16 protein-coding genes are annotated in these 14,487 nt (G+C 60.5%); 5 read left to right on the top strand and 11 right to left on the bottom strand.

All coding sequences use genetic code 11. The features are described from left to right. Position 1 precedes the first annotated feature (1 nt). The 4 genes from fba (at position 2) to derI (ending at position 3,181) form a co-directional block, all read left to right on the top strand. Positions 2-1,054: a class II fructose-bisphosphate aldolase gene (gene fba, locus AC04SH_RS25995; RefSeq protein ID WP_488480661.1), complete on the top strand. Its 1,053-nt coding sequence runs from the start codon at positions 2-4 to the stop codon at positions 1,052-1,054. Between the two features lie 108 nt (positions 1,055-1,162). Further along, positions 1,163-1,939 (top strand): DeoR/GlpR family DNA-binding transcription regulator, encoded by a 777-nt coding sequence (locus AC04SH_RS25990; protein WP_488480738.1) that lies wholly within the window; start codon positions 1,163-1,165, stop codon positions 1,937-1,939. Beyond that, entirely contained in the window at positions 1,936-2,706 is a 771-nt protein-coding gene (locus AC04SH_RS25985; RefSeq protein ID WP_488480660.1) for a triose-phosphate isomerase, read from the top strand. The genes AC04SH_RS25990 and AC04SH_RS25985 overlap by 4 nt, the downstream gene beginning before the upstream one ends. Before the next feature lie 13 nt (positions 2,707-2,719). Next, complete coding sequence (gene derI, locus AC04SH_RS25980; RefSeq protein WP_488480659.1) at positions 2,720-3,181, top strand: D-erythrulose-4-phosphate isomerase; 462 nt, start codon at positions 2,720-2,722, stop codon at positions 3,179-3,181. A gap of 84 nt (positions 3,182-3,265) precedes the next feature. Here derI and otnC read toward each other — a convergent pair whose 3' ends face one another. From otnC to AC04SH_RS25925, 11 genes are read right to left on the bottom strand one after another with little or no spacing between them, the layout of a single operon-like run. After that, positions 3,266-3,910, bottom strand: a complete 645-nt coding sequence (gene otnC / locus AC04SH_RS25975; RefSeq protein WP_488480658.1) for a 3-oxo-tetronate 4-phosphate decarboxylase — start codon at positions 3,908-3,910, stop codon at positions 3,266-3,268. Then, entirely contained in the window at positions 3,910-5,181 is a 1,272-nt protein-coding gene (gene otnK, locus AC04SH_RS25970) for a 3-oxo-tetronate kinase (protein ID WP_488480657.1), read from the bottom strand. The genes otnC and otnK overlap by 1 nt, the downstream gene beginning before the upstream one ends. A gap of 4 nt (positions 5,182-5,185) precedes the next feature. Then, on the bottom strand, positions 5,186-6,664 hold the full coding sequence (locus AC04SH_RS25965; RefSeq protein WP_488480737.1) for an aldehyde dehydrogenase: 1,479 nt from the start codon (positions 6,662-6,664) through the stop codon (positions 5,186-5,188). A gap of 14 nt (positions 6,665-6,678) precedes the next feature. Then, the gene (locus AC04SH_RS25960; RefSeq protein ID WP_488577185.1) at positions 6,679-7,389 is read right to left on the bottom strand and encodes a haloacid dehalogenase type II; all 711 of its coding nucleotides are present in this window, start codon (positions 7,387-7,389) and stop codon (positions 6,679-6,681) included. Between the two features lie 2 nt (positions 7,390-7,391). Beyond that, complete coding sequence (locus AC04SH_RS25955; protein WP_488480656.1) at positions 7,392-7,718, bottom strand: putative quinol monooxygenase; 327 nt, start codon at positions 7,716-7,718, stop codon at positions 7,392-7,394. Next, complete coding sequence (locus AC04SH_RS25950) at positions 7,715-8,827, bottom strand: isocitrate/isopropylmalate dehydrogenase family protein (RefSeq protein ID WP_488480655.1); 1,113 nt, start codon at positions 8,825-8,827, stop codon at positions 7,715-7,717. Before AC04SH_RS25950 ends, AC04SH_RS25955 begins: the two co-directional genes overlap by 4 nt. An 11-nt stretch (positions 8,828-8,838) precedes the next feature. Further along, positions 8,839-9,549: a GntR family transcriptional regulator gene (locus AC04SH_RS25945; RefSeq protein ID WP_488480654.1), complete on the bottom strand. Its 711-nt coding sequence runs from the start codon at positions 9,547-9,549 to the stop codon at positions 8,839-8,841. A 21-nt stretch (positions 9,550-9,570) separates the two neighbouring features. Then, positions 9,571-10,431: an NAD-dependent epimerase/dehydratase family protein gene (locus tag AC04SH_RS25940; protein ID WP_488480653.1), complete on the bottom strand. Its 861-nt coding sequence runs from the start codon at positions 10,429-10,431 to the stop codon at positions 9,571-9,573. A 33-nt stretch (positions 10,432-10,464) separates the two neighbouring features. After that, positions 10,465-11,442, bottom strand: coding sequence for an ABC transporter permease (locus tag AC04SH_RS25935; protein WP_488480652.1), 978 nt, complete (start codon positions 11,440-11,442; stop codon positions 10,465-10,467). Further along, a complete protein-coding gene (locus AC04SH_RS25930; protein ID WP_488480651.1) occupies positions 11,432-13,018 on the bottom strand; it encodes a sugar ABC transporter ATP-binding protein in 1,587 nt (528 codons plus the stop codon). The genes AC04SH_RS25935 and AC04SH_RS25930 overlap by 11 nt, the downstream gene beginning before the upstream one ends. A gap of 56 nt (positions 13,019-13,074) precedes the next feature. Continuing rightward, positions 13,075-14,205 (bottom strand): substrate-binding domain-containing protein, encoded by a 1,131-nt coding sequence (locus tag AC04SH_RS25925; protein ID WP_488480650.1) that lies wholly within the window; start codon positions 14,203-14,205, stop codon positions 13,075-13,077. A 12-nt stretch (positions 14,206-14,217) separates the two neighbouring features. Between AC04SH_RS25925 and AC04SH_RS25920 the strand changes: the two genes are divergently transcribed. Then, a complete protein-coding gene (locus AC04SH_RS25920) occupies positions 14,218-14,487 on the top strand; it encodes a hypothetical protein (protein ID WP_488480649.1) in 270 nt (89 codons plus the stop codon).

Here is a 14,487-nt window from a genome sequence, read left to right as displayed (position 1 = left end):
CATGGCGCGAATTACCTTACGTCAATTGCTGGATCACGCGGCCGAACATGGCTACGGCGTACCAGCATTCAACATCAACAATATGGAACAAGCGCTTGCGATCATGGAGGCGGCCAACCTGACGGACTCGCCCGTTATCATGCAGGCCAGCCGCGGTGCGCGCGCCTATGTCAATGACGTCATGCTCAGGCACATGATGGACGCCGTGACGGAGATATACCCCAACATCCCGGTCTGTGTTCATCTCGACCACGGCAATGAGCCAACCAGCTGCATGACAGCGATCCAGGCCGGCTTCACCTCGGTCATGATCGACGGATCGCTGCGAGCGGACGGCAAAACGCCGGCCGACTGGGACTATAATGTTGGCGTGACGAAGAGTGTTGCGGATTTCGCTCACTGGGGCGGTGTGTCGGTAGAGGGTGAGCTTGGCGTGCTCGGTTCGTTGGAAAGCGGCATGGGCGAGGCCGAGGACGGGCATGGCGCGGAAGGCCAACTGTCGCACGACCAGCTCCTGACCGATCCGGATGAGGCTGCGGCCTTCGTGAAGGAGACCAAGGTCGACGCTTTGGCGATCGCAATGGGCACCAGCCATGGCGCCTATAAATTCACCCGCAAGCCCGATAGCGACGTGCTTGCAATGCACGTGATCGAGGCCATCCATGCCAGGCTGCCCCATACCCATCTTGTGATGCACGGTTCCTCGTCCGTGCCGGACGAACTGCAGGAGATCATCAACAGGTTCGGCGGGGAGCTCAAACCCACCTGGGGGGTGCCGCTCGAGGAAATTCGGCGCGGCATCCGGCATGGGGTTCGCAAGATCAACATCGACACAGATTGCCGCATGGCGATGACCGGGCAGGTCCGACGCGTGCTGAGCGAGGATCCCTCCGAATTCGATCTGCGGAAATACATGAAGCCCGCCATGGCAGCACTTTCCAAGCTATGCCGCGAGCGCTTCGAGGCTTTCGGATCGGCGGGCCACGCTCATGGCATCGTCCCCTTGACGCTGTCCGAAATGGCTGAGCGCTATCGCAACGGGACTGTCCATTGAGAGCGACATGTTGGACATTGGCGCACTCGCTTACACACGCCGGCGAAGCGCCTTATGCCACGTGTCGGAGCTCGTCCGGCAGCCGGCGACGCAGCAATGGAGATGATCGTGAAACGAGAAGAGCGCAGGCAGGAAATCATCGATCTTCTCGTTGCCAGCCGCGCGGTTGATCTCGATGATCTAGCCACTCGGTTCGCGGTCTCGAAGATGACCATACACCGCGACCTTGACGACCTCGAGCGAGCCGGTGTGCTGCGCAAAGTGCGCGGTGGCGCGACCATCGAACCAGGGACCCAGTTCGAGAGCGATTTCCGCTTCCGTGAGCTGCAGGAAGCCGATGTGAAGCGGTCGATTGCGACCGCAGCAGCCGAGCTCGTCGAGCCAGGCATGACCGTCATGATCAACGACGGGTCAATGGCCGCGATGCTCGGCGACGTGCTGGCAAGAAAAAGAGCAATTACGATCATCACCAACAATGCAGCGATCATTGATCGCAACAAGGGCGAGAGCGGCGCCACGCTGATCGCCGTAGGCGGGGTCTATTCCTCCAAGTTCAACGCCTATTTTGGGATTGTCACTGAAGAGGCGCTTTCGCGCCTGCGTGCCGACATTGCCTTTGTCTCAGCGCCTGCCGCGTCGGGCCGCCTCGCCTATCACATGGACGAGACCGTCGTGCGCAGCAAGCGCGCCATGATCGCCTCCAGCAGACAAAGCTGCCTTTTGGTCAATAGCCGACGCTTCGGCCACACGGCGTTGCATGTACTCGCCGACCTCAATGATTTCAGCACGATCATCTCCGACAAACCGTTGCCACACCAAACGGCTGTCGAGCTCGAAGGTGGACAAACCGTCGTCAGGATCGCTACCGCAGAGGCAACACAATGACCGGGAACAAGCAGTTTTGGGTCGGCACCAGCTGGAAAATGAACAAGACCCTGGAGGAAGCCCGCGAGTTCGCCGATGGCTTGTGCCGCGCCGAGTCCGGCCGGCATGACCGCCTCCAGCGTTTCGTCATCCCGCCATTCACCGCCGTCCGTGAAGTCAAGAGGATGCTCAAAGGCACTTCGGTCAAGGTCGGTGCACAGAACATGCATTGGGAAGATGAAGGCGCCTGGACCGGGGAAGTGTCGCCGGTGATGCTGAAGGACTGCGAACTCGATATCGTTGAGCTCGGCCATTCGGAGCGCCGCGAGCATTTTGGGGAAACCGATGAAACCGTTGGCCTCAAGACGGAGGCCGCCGTCCGCCACGGCCTCGTGCCGCTGATCTGTATCGGCGAGACGCTTGCGGACCGCGACAGCGGCAGGGCGAGCCAAGTCCTGGCAACGCAGGTGCGCGGCGCGCTCGGCAAGCTGGCTGCCGGCCAGCGAGGGGCTCCGATCCTTCTCGCCTACGAGCCTGTCTGGGCGATCGGTGAACGTGGCATCCCTGCGACGGCCGAGTATGCCAACGCCCGTCATGCCGAAATCGCCAGGTTCGCCCACGAGATCCTCGGGCGTCGCATCCCCTGCCTCTATGGCGGCTCGGTCAATCCCGGCAATTGCGAAGAACTGATCACCTGCCCCGACATCGACGGACTCTTCATTGGTCGCTCGGCCTGGAAGGTCGAGGGCTACCTCGACATCCTGGCGCGCTGCGCCGCCAAAATCTGAAAAGGAGACGAACATGAAAATCGCTGTTGCAGGAGACAGTGCGGGCGAGGGGCTCGCCAAGGTTCTAGCCGACCACCTGAAGGATCGGCACGATGTGAAGGAGGTCTCTCGCACCGACGCCGGCCCCGAGGCCTTTTATGCAAACCTTTCGGATCGCGTCGGCTCAGCCGTGCTCAAGGGCGAATATGACCGTGCCATCCTTGTTTGCGGCACCGGTATCGGCGTCTGCATCGCGGCCAACAAGGTGCCAGGCATTCGCGCCGCCCTGACGCACGACACCTATTCGGCAGAGCGCGCCGCGCTCTCGAACAACGCGCAAATCATCACCATGGGATCGCGTGTCATTGGCCCGGAGCTTGCTAAATCGATTGCCGACGCCTTCCTCGCGCACAGCTTCGATGAGAACGGCCGTTCGGCAGGTAACGTCAAGGCGATCAACGAGGTTGATGCCAAGTACAATACAGTGCCCCGCTAAGCCTGACGACCTTCCTTGCGATGGCAACACCAGACAGAGATCGCAACAATTGTTGTCGGGCACGGCATCCTTTTTTAGGGCGCCTCAGTTGCCGCCCGCCAACTCGTTTCGCTGCTCGGGAGTAAGCGGGCGCAACTCGCGCCCGTGGAGCATGAGGAACAGCTTGGCGGTCTCCTCGAGTTCTTCGGTAGCATATTGCGCCTCCTCGAGCGACTTTGCCGCGATGACCGGACCGTGGTTCGCCATCAGGACGGCGTTGCTGTCCTTCGCGGCCTCTTGCACCGCCTCTGCCAGTTTCTGATCGCCCGGGCGAAAATAGGGGACAAGCGGCAGGCGGCCGACCCGCATGACATAGTAGGCGGTGAGCGGCGGCAACACGTCTCTCTCATCAACGCCCTTAAGGATGCTGACGGCTACCGAGTAGGTCGAATGAAGATGCACAACGGCGCGGCCGTGCGGCCGCGCGCAGTACATACATTGATGCAGGAAGGCTTCCTTGGTCGGCTTGTCGCCTCCAATATGCACACCCTCGGCCGAAAACAACGAAAGCCGCTCGGGGTCGAGATTTCCAAGCGACGCATTGGTCGGCGTCATCAGCATTCGCCCATCCGACAGTTTCACGCTCATGTTTCCGGTTGATCCGAATGTGAGGCCCCGGTCGAAAATTGACTTGCCGATCCGCGCGATTTGATCCCGTGTTTTCGTCTCTTCTGAAAGGGTCGCCGTCATCAGATTTTGCTCCAGGCATCGATGAAGAAATCTTCGCCGCCAAAATTCCCCGACTTCAGCGCCAGGGAAATCGGCCCCGCGCGGGACGGTGCGCTGACCCATGGAACGCCCGGCGCAATCTCGTTGCCGATGTCGAGCTGGTTGATGCCAAGCGACTTCACGACCGCACCGGAGGTTTCACCGCCTGCCACGATCATTTGCGAGACGCCTCCGTCAACCAGCTCCTTTGCGATCCGCGCCAGCGCCGCCTCCACCATTTCGCCGGCTTGCGTCGCGCCGTATTTCGCCTGATTGGCTTTCACCTCCTCAGGAGCAGCGGTTGCATAGAAGAGCACTGGCTTGTGTCCCACGCGGTCCTTGGCCCAACTGAGCGCATCGGCCACCACGTCCTGGCCATTCGCCAGCTTGCCGATGTCTATCCGGTAGCCCTCATGGTCCTGAAGCATCCGTTCGACTTGGCCGTTGGTCGCAGTCGAGCAACTCCCCGAGATCACGGCGCGAGATCCTGTGCGGGCGCGGTTACCTTCGCGAGGGTGAATTGACGTTGGCCTCTCCATGGACATCGACCGCGCCAGCCCATAGGCAAGGCCTGAGGCGCCAGTCAGAAGCGGAGCCTCGGCGAATGCCCGGGCGATACTCTCCAGGTCGATATCGTCGATCGCATCGATGATGCCTATCCCGGCACCCTCCGCGCGTGCCTGCGCGGACCAGGTCCGTATCGCATCAACGCCACCTTTTACCGTCTCGTGATAGCACGCGACTATCTTGCGCTTGGTCTGCGGAGCAAGGAGCCGGACGAGATTGGAATCCGTCATCGGCGTAAGCGGATGGTTGCGCATCCCCGTTTCGCTCAAGGGCAGATCACCGACGAAGAGGTTGCTCTTGTAGACGGTGCGGGCGTTCGCAGGAAAGGCGGGACAGGCGATCGTGAAATTGCTGCCTAGCTCCTCCAACATGGCGTCAAGCACCGGACCGATATTGCCCGCGTCGGTGGAATCGAAGGTCGAGCAGTACTTGAAAAAGAACTTCGATGCTCCGCGGCGCCGAAGCCAGCGAAGCGCCTGCAGCGACTGGCTGACGGCCTCCGCCGGTTCGATGGTCCTCGTCTTGAGCGCCACGACAATGGCGTCCGCGCTTACTTCCTGCCGGTTGGGCGGGGTGCCAATCATCACTGTGGTCTTCATGCCGCTTTTGGCGAAGATACCAGCGACGTCTGTTGCTCCGGTGAAATCGTCAGCGACGCAGCCGACGGCGAGTTTCGGCGCCGCCATCGCCTCACCTCATGATGAAGGGATTGGCGACACTGCTGGCCGTGGAGATCATGACGCTCTTGGTCTGCAGGTAGTTCTGGATCGAAGCCAGCCCATTCTCGCGGCCGATGCCGGAGTGCTTGTAGCCACCCAGCGGCGACATGTAGCTGATCGTTCGATAGGTGTTGACCCAGACCGTGCCTGCCTGGATGGCCGCGGAGACGCGCAGAATGCGTCGCATGTCCTGCGTCCAGAACCCGGCGGCGAGCCCGTAGCGGCTGTCATTGGCGATCTGGATGGCTTCCTCGTCGGTATCGAATGGAATGACCGCCAGCACGGGACCGAAGACCTCTTCCTGGGCAATGCGCATGTCGTTTCGCACCGACGAGAAAATGGTAGGCTCGACGAACCAGCCCTTGGAAAACTCTGGGTTGGTCGGCCGTGCGCCGCCCAGGACGCATTCCGCGCCTTCTTGTCTGGCGACGTCGATATAGCCGAGGATCTTCTCGAGTTGCGGCGGCGTCGTCACTGGACCAACCTGCGTGGAAGTTGAGAGCGGATCACCCATGCGCGCGGTTTTTGCCAGGGCGATCACCTTTTCAAGGAACTGGTCGTGGATCTTGCGCTCGATGAGCAGACGCGAACCGGCAATGCAGGTTTGGCCCGTGGCTGCAAATATGCCGGAAATGACGCCGTTGACTGCGTTGTCGATCTCGGCGTCGGCAAAGACGATGTGCGGGCTCTTGCCGCCAAGTTCCAGTGTGACCTTCTTAAAATTGCGTGCGGCCGCCTCGCCAATCTTGCGACCGGTGGCCTCGCTGCCGGTGAAGGCGATTTTGGCGACATGCTCGTGGGTTGTCAGTGTCTCGCCGACATCGGCACCGAAGCCTGTGACGACGTTGAAAACACCGGGCGGGAAGCCGGCTTGTTCGACGAGCTTGGCGAGTTCGAGAGTTGAGGCTGAGGTGAATTCTGAGGGCTTGGCGATGAATGTATTGCCTGCCGCCAGGGCGGGGGCCAGCTTGTAGGACAAAAGAAGAAGCGGGGAGTTCCAGGCCGTGATGCCGACGCAGACGCCCAGTGGCTCGTGCCTCGTGTAGTTGAAGGTCTCGGGCTTATCGATCGGGATCACCGCACCTTCGATCTTGTCCGCGAGGCCGCCGAAATAGTGATACCACTGCGGGATGTACTTTAGCTGGAACAGCATCTCGTTGATAAGTTTGCCGTTATCGATCACCTCGATCTTCGCCAGCCGCTCGGCGTTTTCGGCGATCAGATCGCCGAGCCGCCGCAAAAGGTGCCCGCGCTCGCTCGCCGTCAGCTTTGGCCATGGGCCGCTTGTGAACGCCTTGTGGGCAGCATTGATCGCCCGCTCCGCATCCTGCTTTTTTCCCTTTGGAATGGCCGCCCAGGCTTCGGCGGTGAAAGGATTGTAGGAAGCGAAAGTCTCGCCATCGGCCGCGTCCTCCCATTTGCCGTCAATGAACATCTTGTAGGTTTGCATCGTCATCACCTTTGCTAGCATCCCAGTTGATGCGCCAGATGCTCGAGATCGTTGGCGACGAAATCCCAGTCCTGCTCGGCTTCCAGATCAGTGACTTGGCCAGGCCCATGCTCGGTCGGCCGCAGGATGAACGCAGTCTTGAGGCCAACGTTGCGGGCGGCGGCGAGGTCGTAATTGTGAGCCGCGCACATCATCACAGCGTCGGGCTCAAGATAGAGCATTTTACACACACCCTCATACGTCTCGGGGTCGGGCTTGTAGTGCCGGAAAAGCTCGCAGGAGAAGATCGCGTCCCAAGGCAGATCGGCACCCTTGGCCATGTTGACCAAGATGGCGACATTGGCGTTCGACAGCGGGCCGATGATGAATTTCCGCTTCAGGCGATGAAGCCCGCCCGACGCGTCCGGCCAGCCCTTAAGCCTGTGCCAGACCTTGTTGATGTGCATCATCTTCGACTCGTCCAGAATGGGCAACGCCAACTCTTCAAATACCGAGTTCAGGGCTTCGAAATGCAACTCGTCGAGATTCGTCCACGGCAGTTCACCGCGCCGCACGCGCGCCTTTTGCGGGTCGTAGCGGCCTCTCCAGCGATCAACAACGTCGGCCCAGTCGACAGTCAAACCTTCTTTACGACCCCATGCAGACAGGTCGGCGATGATGGAGCCGCGCCAGTCGACCACGGTGCCGAAGGTGTCGAAGACAATAGCCTTGATGTCGTTGGCCATCGCTATTGTCCTTGCCATACCGGGAAAACACGGTTGAACGTCTCAACCCTCTTCTCCAGCACCCAGGGTGTGGTGGCTTCATTGAAGCGCGCAAAGTGCCTTGACCGGAGGTGGGTGTCGAAGTCGGTCTGGCTGCGGTAGAATTCGTACAGGTAGAAGCGACCTGGCCGTTTCGGATCCTGGCATACGTCGAAGACGATGCAGCCTGACTCTTCGCCGAGCGATGCTGCCGCGTTTTCAATCATCGCCGCCTGGAAGACATCGATGTGCTCCTTGCCGACCAACAACTCCACCGCAACCACCAACCCTCCCGCGCTCTCACCGCTCATGCCACCTCCTTGCGGACTGCCCTGAGTGAATCAATTACCGAGCGGGTCATGTCAGCGCAGTTGGCGCTTCCACCATATTCCATTGGAACCGCAAGATTGCTCGAAAGTGTATGCTCAACGGCTTCCTCGATCAGGCTTGCGGCATTGGCGAGGCTTTGTTCGCCGTGCCGAACCGCGAGCCAATCCAGCATCATCGCCCCCGAGAGGAACATGGCGCTGGGATTGGCGAAGCCCTTGCCCGCGATGTCGGGCGCGGTTCCATGGGCAGGCTGGAAAAGCCCGTGATTTTCGCCAATGTCAGCAGATGGCGCCATACCCATGCCGCCGATCAGGCCCGCGGCCAAATCCGAGAGGATATCTCCGAACATGTTCTCGGTTACCAGCACATCGAAGGTCCAAGGCTTCTTGACCATGTTGAGCGCCAAGGCATCGACATAGGCGTGGTCCCTCGTCATGTCCGGATGGCGCGTCGCGACTTCGTTGAAGACCTTGCGGAAGAAGGCCATCGATTGAAACACATTCGCTTTGTCGACGCAGGTCACATTTCCCGGCTTGCCGCGACGCTTGCGTTGTGAGGCGATCTGGAAGGCAAACTCCACCACGCGCTCTGTACCAGCCCGGGTGATCTGCATGGTGTCATAGGCTTCCTCATCGTCGCGGATTTCACCGCGGCCCCGGGCATAAAACAAACCTTCCGTCTGCTCGCGCACGATGACAAAATCGATGTTTTCGGCCCGAGGGTCGGTCAGCACCCGCGGCAAGCCGGGAAACCACCGAATCGGCCGCACGCCGGCGAACAGGCCGAGCTCCATACGAAGATCGAGCTGCGGGATGATTTCGGTGCCGTCGGGAAAGCGAATGTCGGGCCAGCCCATCGCTCCAAACAGGATGGCCTCGGCCTTGCGACACGCCTCGAGCGTTGCACTCGGCAACGCCTCGCCGCTCTCCGCATAATACTGCGCCCCCGCCGGATATGTTTGGAACGTTAGCGCCGGGGCGCCGACGAGGTCGAGGGCGGCCTCGACGAGTTCAAGGCAGGCGGGCATGACCTCCCGGCCGATTCCGTCGCCGGGAAGCACGGCGATAGTGAGCGTCTGGTTCTTCATCATTTTCGATCCAGTCAGAGATGGTTCAGTCCAAAGCGATCAAGCAGATCGAGGAGCTCCCGCCCCGCCCGCTGCCTGTGTTCCCGGTGGATGCGTCCGGCGTTCGCAACATCACCGGCTCGGATAGCCTTCACGAGCTCAGCGTGATCGCGGGTCGAGTTCACCGGCTTCGGCCGCATTTTGAGGGTCAGCATGCGCACGCGGTGAGCCCGGTCGATGAAATTCATGACCACCGACTTCAGCATTTGGTTGCCGCCGAGATCCAGAAGCAGTTCGTGGAACCGCGCGTCGGCCTGCGCCCAGCGGTCGAGGTCGTCGGCGGCGAGCGCCTTGTCCATGTCGGCGGTTGCCCGTTCCAGCCCGCTGAGTTGCTCGTCCGTTAACGCGCGGCCGGCCGCGAGCTCGGCGGCGGTGCTTTCGAGCGACGTGAGGATTTCATAGATTTCCTTCATGTCCGACGTCGACACCGGCAAGACGCGCATGCCGTGACGTGGGACAACGGAGACCAGTCCCTCCTGCTGAAGACGCATCAGCGCTTCGCGAACAGGTGTCCTGCTCATCCCCAGGCTTGTTGCGACCTCCTGCTCGGTGGCCTGGAAACCGGGCGACCATTTGTTCTCCAGAATCAACCGGCGGATTTTCAGATATGCCGTGGTCGTCATGGTCTTGGCGAACGTCTCATCCTTGATCAGGTGAGCGGCTTCCGGTTTCGTGGCAGTGGCCATTTCTTCCCCTATTCGTTCGCTTCACGATCCGGCGTAGCGGCGCCAGCTGTGTTCGGGGTTGTACCCGAGCACCGATTTTGCCTTTTCGATTGACAGCAATGTCTCGTTATCGCCGACCTGCCGCTTGAACGGTACGCCTGGGTAAAAGCGCCCGACCAGCTCATCATTGGGCGTCATCATGACACCGTCCTGGTTGGCGATAATGAAGACCTCGGCTCCCTTACCGCTCCATTCCAGAGATTTGCGGATTGCCTGTGCGCCATCGCGGGCGTCGATATAGGTCCACAGGTTGAACCGGCGCCCGCCCGGATTTTTTTCGAACGCCGGGAAGTCGGCGTATTCGCTCTCTTCCATGACGTTGGAAAAGCGCAGGCACACGATTTTCAGGTCCTTGTCCCAGCGGCAGAACTGTTTGGCCATCTCCTCGCCTAGATGCTTGGACAGCGAGTACGAGGTTTCGGGACGCGGAGCATAGTTCTCGTCGGCAGGGAAATAGTCCGGCTTGATCGTGTAGGGAATGCCCAGCAGCGTTTCGCTGGACGCCCACACTACGTTCTTGATGCCAAGAAGGCGGCAGGTCTCGAAGACATTGAAGGTCGAGACCGTGTTGACCCTGAAGACCTCGGCCGGCGCGACCTTACCCGGCATCGGGATAGCGGCAAGGTGCACGACCGCTTCGGTTTTGCGGTTATGGTCCCAGTCAAAACCGGTAATGGCTTCAAGGGTTGCCCGCATGTCCTCAAAGTCGACTTTGATGAAGGGGCAGAGGTTTTCCCGCGGCTCGATCGTATCGGCATTGATGACGTCATGCCCATTATCAAGCAGATGCTTCACCGTCGCGCGTCCAAGCTTGCCGCTGCCGCCTGTTACCAAAACTCTCATTTCAAGATCCTCGTCTGATGTTGCGCCACTCGCTTACCGGCCGCGCCCGATGGCGACCGCGAGGATGATCAGGACCCCGCGGGCGATGAGCTGTTGGCTGTATTCCAGTCCGGCAAGGATCAAGCCGTTGTTGATAACGCCGATCAACAGCGCTCCGACGATCGATCCGATCACGGTCCCGCGTCCGCCGAAAAGGCTGGTGCCGCCAAGGACGACCGCGGCAATGACCGAGAGCTCGTCACCTTCTCCAAGCTGAAACCTGCCGGACTGCAGACGGCCGGCATAGAGCATGCCGGCGATCGCGGCGGCTAGGCCAGTCAGCAGCAGCACCTGGAACTTGACCTTTCTGACGTTGACGCCGCTATAGCGCGCCGCGATCGGATTGCCGCCAGCCGCCATGACCTGACGTCCGAACGGCGTCTTGCGAAGCGCTACGTGAGCGAGCGCGCCGAGGACGGCGACCCACACCACCAGCACAGGTAACGGGCCGATGTTGCCGGACCCGAAGGCGAAGATGAAGGCATCGTCGACGACCGGCACCGGAGAGGTGCCGCTGACCCACATGCCGACGCCTCTGGCAATGCCCATCATGCCGAGCGTTACCAGAAACGAGGGAATGTTGAGATAGGCCGTCAGCCCGCCATTCACCGCGCCGACGAGAAGCCCGAGCGCCAAGCCGGAGGCAACGCCGGCTACGATGCCGTACTGCATGAGCGCCATACCGGCCACAACGGAAGTCAGGCCGGCGATCGCGCCAACGGAAAGATCGATTTCACCGGCGGAAAGCACGAATGACATCGCCATCGCCATAATTGCGACGATCGCCGTCTGGCGCAGGATGTTGAGCAGGTTGTTGGCCGACAGGAACCCTCGCTCCTGCAGCAACACGGCGAACACCACAAAAATTGCAACGAACCCTATATAGACGACATAGTCGCGCCAATTGCCGTACCACGGCTGGGTTTGCGCCGCCGGGAGCTCCTTTTTGAGGGCCTTGGTGTCAATGGACATTTTGGCTAGCCTTCTGTATCGCGACCTGCAATCCCAGTTCTGTCCGGATCAGCGCCGACTGCGCTTCGTCACCGACGGCCGTGGCCCAGCCGTCGATCTCCTCACGATCGATTTCTCGCGCCAACCGGCCGTTGCTCAGCACCAGTATCCGGTCGCTTGTCGCCAGCAGTTCCGCCGGCTCCGATGAGATGACGATGACCGACTTGCCTTCGGCTGCGATGCCACGGATCAATTCGACGATCTCAGCCTTCGATCCGATGTCCACACCCGCGGTCGGCTCATCCAGGATCACCACGCACGGGTCGGTGGCAAGCCATTTCGCGATGACGATCTTCTGTTGATTGCCACCCGACAGGTTCCGAACCCGGTTCTCCGCTGATGGCGTCTTGATCCTCAGTCTCGCAATGAGGTCCGAGGTCAGCACGCTTTCCTTCCTTCTGTCGATGAACGGCCCCTTGACCAGGCTTTCGATTTGCGGAAGCCCGAGATTGTGACCGACGCTGTGTTCGACGACCAAGCCTTCGTCATGCCGGCTCTCCGGGATCAGCACGATCCCGGCATCGATTGCGTCAGAAGGAGATCTCAACTCCAGGGGCTTACCGCCCAGCTCGATCGTGCCTGCCGTCTTGGCGTCCACGCCGAACAACACGCGCGCCATCTCGCTGCGGCCCGCGCCCATGAGCCCCGCGATTCCCAAGACCTCGCCCTTGTGGACGTCGAAGCTGATGCGATCAGGTTTTCCGTGCGGTCCCGAAAGGTTCCGGACTGTGAGCGCCGGTGGACCCGTCCTGTCGACGGGATGGGGGCGGTATTCGAAGCCGGTGACACGCTTGCCGACCATATGCTGGACGATAAGGTCAAGCGTGAAGTCCGCCATCTTGCCGCTAGTGACGTTCTGCCCGTCCCTGAGGATCGTGATCTCGTCGGCAATCGTCATGATTTCAGTCATACGGTGTGACACGTAGATGATTGCCGTGCCGACGGTCGTCAATTTGCGCAGCATGCCAAAGAGCGTGTCCACTTCCTGCGCGCTCAGCGATGATGTCGGCTCGTCGAGTATCAGGACGCGCGCTTTCTGGGAGATTGCCTTGGCGATTTCGGTGAGCTGGGCCTGGCCCGGGCTTAGGTCCGAAACGGGCGTATGCGGATCGACCGTCAGATTGAGCTCGCCGATGATCGAGGCTGCAAGTTCGTTCTCGCGGCGTTGGTCAACCAACATGCCGAACCGCCTTGGCTCTCGCTTCAGGAAGATGTTCTGCGCAACCGAAAGCGTGGGGATCAGGCTGAGCTCCTGGAAGATCATCTCGATTCCGAGGCGACGCGAATTTTCCGGGGAAATGGTCAACATCGGCTCGCCAAAGATTTTGATCGAGCCATCGGTGGGGGTGACCACGCCTTGCAGTATCTTGAGCAAGGTGCTCTTGCCGGCGCCGTTCTCGCCTACCAGCGCATGAATGGTGCCCGGCCGAATCGTCAGGCTCACACCTCGCAGCGCCCGCACACCACCGTAGGACTTCGTGATGTCGGTCATGGTGACGGCCGCGACATCATCATGCGCCTTCTTCGGGTCGGTCATAGCGCTTTCCATCGCTGTGCTAAAGTGGGGAGCGGCGAACGCCGCTCCCCAGGCCCTCATTTCATCGCCTTCACGAGAATCTCGGGAGCCTGATCGCCATTGGAAAGAGGCCATGCCTTGAGCAGATTCTCACGCGAAACGGCGAGCGCTGGAAGCACGACGTAGGGGGGAGCTTCCTTGGCAAGCAGTGCGTAACCGGCCAGGACGCCTTCCGCGTATCCGGCGCCGAACGGACGTTGCGAGCCGGTGCCCTTGACGTAGCCCTTCTTGGCCATGTCGAGCGCTATGTTGACGCCAAGGTCGCACGTGGTGATCACAAGATTCGTGGACGCCCCGACAGACCGCGCAGCCGACAAAACGCCTTCCGTTGGAACGTCCCATACCGCCCAGATTCCGTTCAGGTTGGGGTGCGCGGTCAGCATCGCGGAAGCTATGCGCTCGGACTCACCAGAGAAGTCGGGGCCACCGACGCCTTGTTCCTCGACTACCTTGATATCGGGGAATGCCTTAATCGCTTCCTTGAACCCGACCACGCGCTCGACCGTCGCGAACAGATCGGAGGCGTGCGGAATAAGCGCAATTTCGCCCTTGCCGTCCAACGCCTCCGCCATCAGTAGGGCCGCGACCTTCCCCATGCCGCGATTGTCGGACGACACCAGGCTGACATAGTCCTTGCCGGGCTTCATGCCGGCGCCCGCCTGGTCGAGAAAGACGATCTTGATCCCGGCTGCGGCAGCCTTCATGTAGGCTGCGGCCGTTGCCGACTGCTCCGCAGGTACGGTTATCATAATATCAGGCTTGAGCGCCATGACGCTCTCGATGTCGGCCACCTGCTGCTCGGCACGGTAGCCGGCGTCGGTGACGGCGACGATCTTGACGCCGAGTTCATCGAGCGCCTTCTTCTGTCCGGCCATCTGCGCTTTCGCCCAATCCGAGGCTGTGTAGTGCATGACGATGGCAGCCGTGGCCTTCTTCGCCTTTATCTTTTCGATCTCCTCAGGGGTCAGCTTCAGGTCGCTGGCGAGGGTGGCCTTTTCGCCGTTCGGTCCGGGGGCGGGATTGCTTTCGATTTCCTTGACTTGCTGCGTAATGTCGATCGCGTAAGCACTGGGCGTATAGGCGGCGCTAAGCGCGAGCCCAGCGATCATCGCCAAGCTGCGAATTGGTTTGCGGATCTCCAGGCTCATTTCGTTCCTCCCATGGACAAAATTTTCAATGAGTACGTCGTTGCATTCGGTAATGTATTCATTAAAACAGGTCCTGATGCAAGTCAATTCCGTTCATGTCGCTTCTCGCCCGACCGGCGCAGGCAAGCAGCAGGCAACGCTGTTCGCAACCGCTCGTTGACGGTGGCAGAGCCGTTTAAAACTCGAAGGAAGAAAGAAATGACCGAGCGAACAGATCACATCATCGCCCCTGGCAGAGTCGCGGTCGTCATCGGCTCAGCCAAAGGGCTTGGAGCAGCGTGA

This window comes from Mesorhizobium sp. CNPSo 4688 (genome assembly GCF_057784295.1).
Note: the sequence above shows the minus strand (reverse complement) of the source record. Positions and strands in the feature narration are given on the sequence as shown.

What these genes read in the sequence shown, in the direction of transcription:
- AC04SH_RS25950 (WP_488480655.1), bottom strand. Translation starts at nt 8,827, where the DNA reads ATGATGAAGAACCAGACGCTCACTATCGCCGTGCTTCCCGGCGACGGA.
- fba (WP_488480661.1), top strand. Translation starts at nt 2, where the DNA reads ATGGCGCGAATTACCTTACGTCAATTGCTGGATCACGCGGCCGAACAT.
- derI (WP_488480659.1), top strand. Translation starts at nt 2,720, where the DNA reads ATGAAAATCGCTGTTGCAGGAGACAGTGCGGGCGAGGGGCTCGCCAAG.
- AC04SH_RS25960 (WP_488577185.1), bottom strand. Translation starts at nt 7,389, where the DNA reads ATGGCCAACGACATCAAGGCTATTGTCTTCGACACCTTCGGCACCGTG.
- AC04SH_RS25965 (WP_488480737.1), bottom strand. Translation starts at nt 6,664, where the DNA reads ATGCAAACCTACAAGATGTTCATTGACGGCAAATGGGAGGACGCGGCC.
- AC04SH_RS25930 (WP_488480651.1), bottom strand. Translation starts at nt 13,018, where the DNA reads ATGACCGACCCGAAGAAGGCGCATGATGATGTCGCGGCCGTCACCATG.
- otnC (WP_488480658.1), bottom strand. Translation starts at nt 3,910, where the DNA reads ATGACGGCGACCCTTTCAGAAGAGACGAAAACACGGGATCAAATCGCG.
- AC04SH_RS25955 (WP_488480656.1), bottom strand. Translation starts at nt 7,718, where the DNA reads ATGAGCGGTGAGAGCGCGGGAGGGTTGGTGGTTGCGGTGGAGTTGTTG.
- AC04SH_RS25985 (WP_488480660.1), top strand. Translation starts at nt 1,936, where the DNA reads ATGACCGGGAACAAGCAGTTTTGGGTCGGCACCAGCTGGAAAATGAAC.
- AC04SH_RS25920 (WP_488480649.1), top strand. Translation starts at nt 14,218, where the DNA reads ATGGACAAAATTTTCAATGAGTACGTCGTTGCATTCGGTAATGTATTC.
- AC04SH_RS25925 (WP_488480650.1), bottom strand. Translation starts at nt 14,205, where the DNA reads ATGAGCCTGGAGATCCGCAAACCAATTCGCAGCTTGGCGATGATCGCT.
- AC04SH_RS25945 (WP_488480654.1), bottom strand. Translation starts at nt 9,549, where the DNA reads ATGGCCACTGCCACGAAACCGGAAGCCGCTCACCTGATCAAGGATGAG.
- otnK (WP_488480657.1), bottom strand. Translation starts at nt 5,181, where the DNA reads ATGGCGGCGCCGAAACTCGCCGTCGGCTGCGTCGCTGACGATTTCACC.
- AC04SH_RS25935 (WP_488480652.1), bottom strand. Translation starts at nt 11,442, where the DNA reads ATGTCCATTGACACCAAGGCCCTCAAAAAGGAGCTCCCGGCGGCGCAA.
- AC04SH_RS25940 (WP_488480653.1), bottom strand. Translation starts at nt 10,431, where the DNA reads ATGAGAGTTTTGGTAACAGGCGGCAGCGGCAAGCTTGGACGCGCGACG.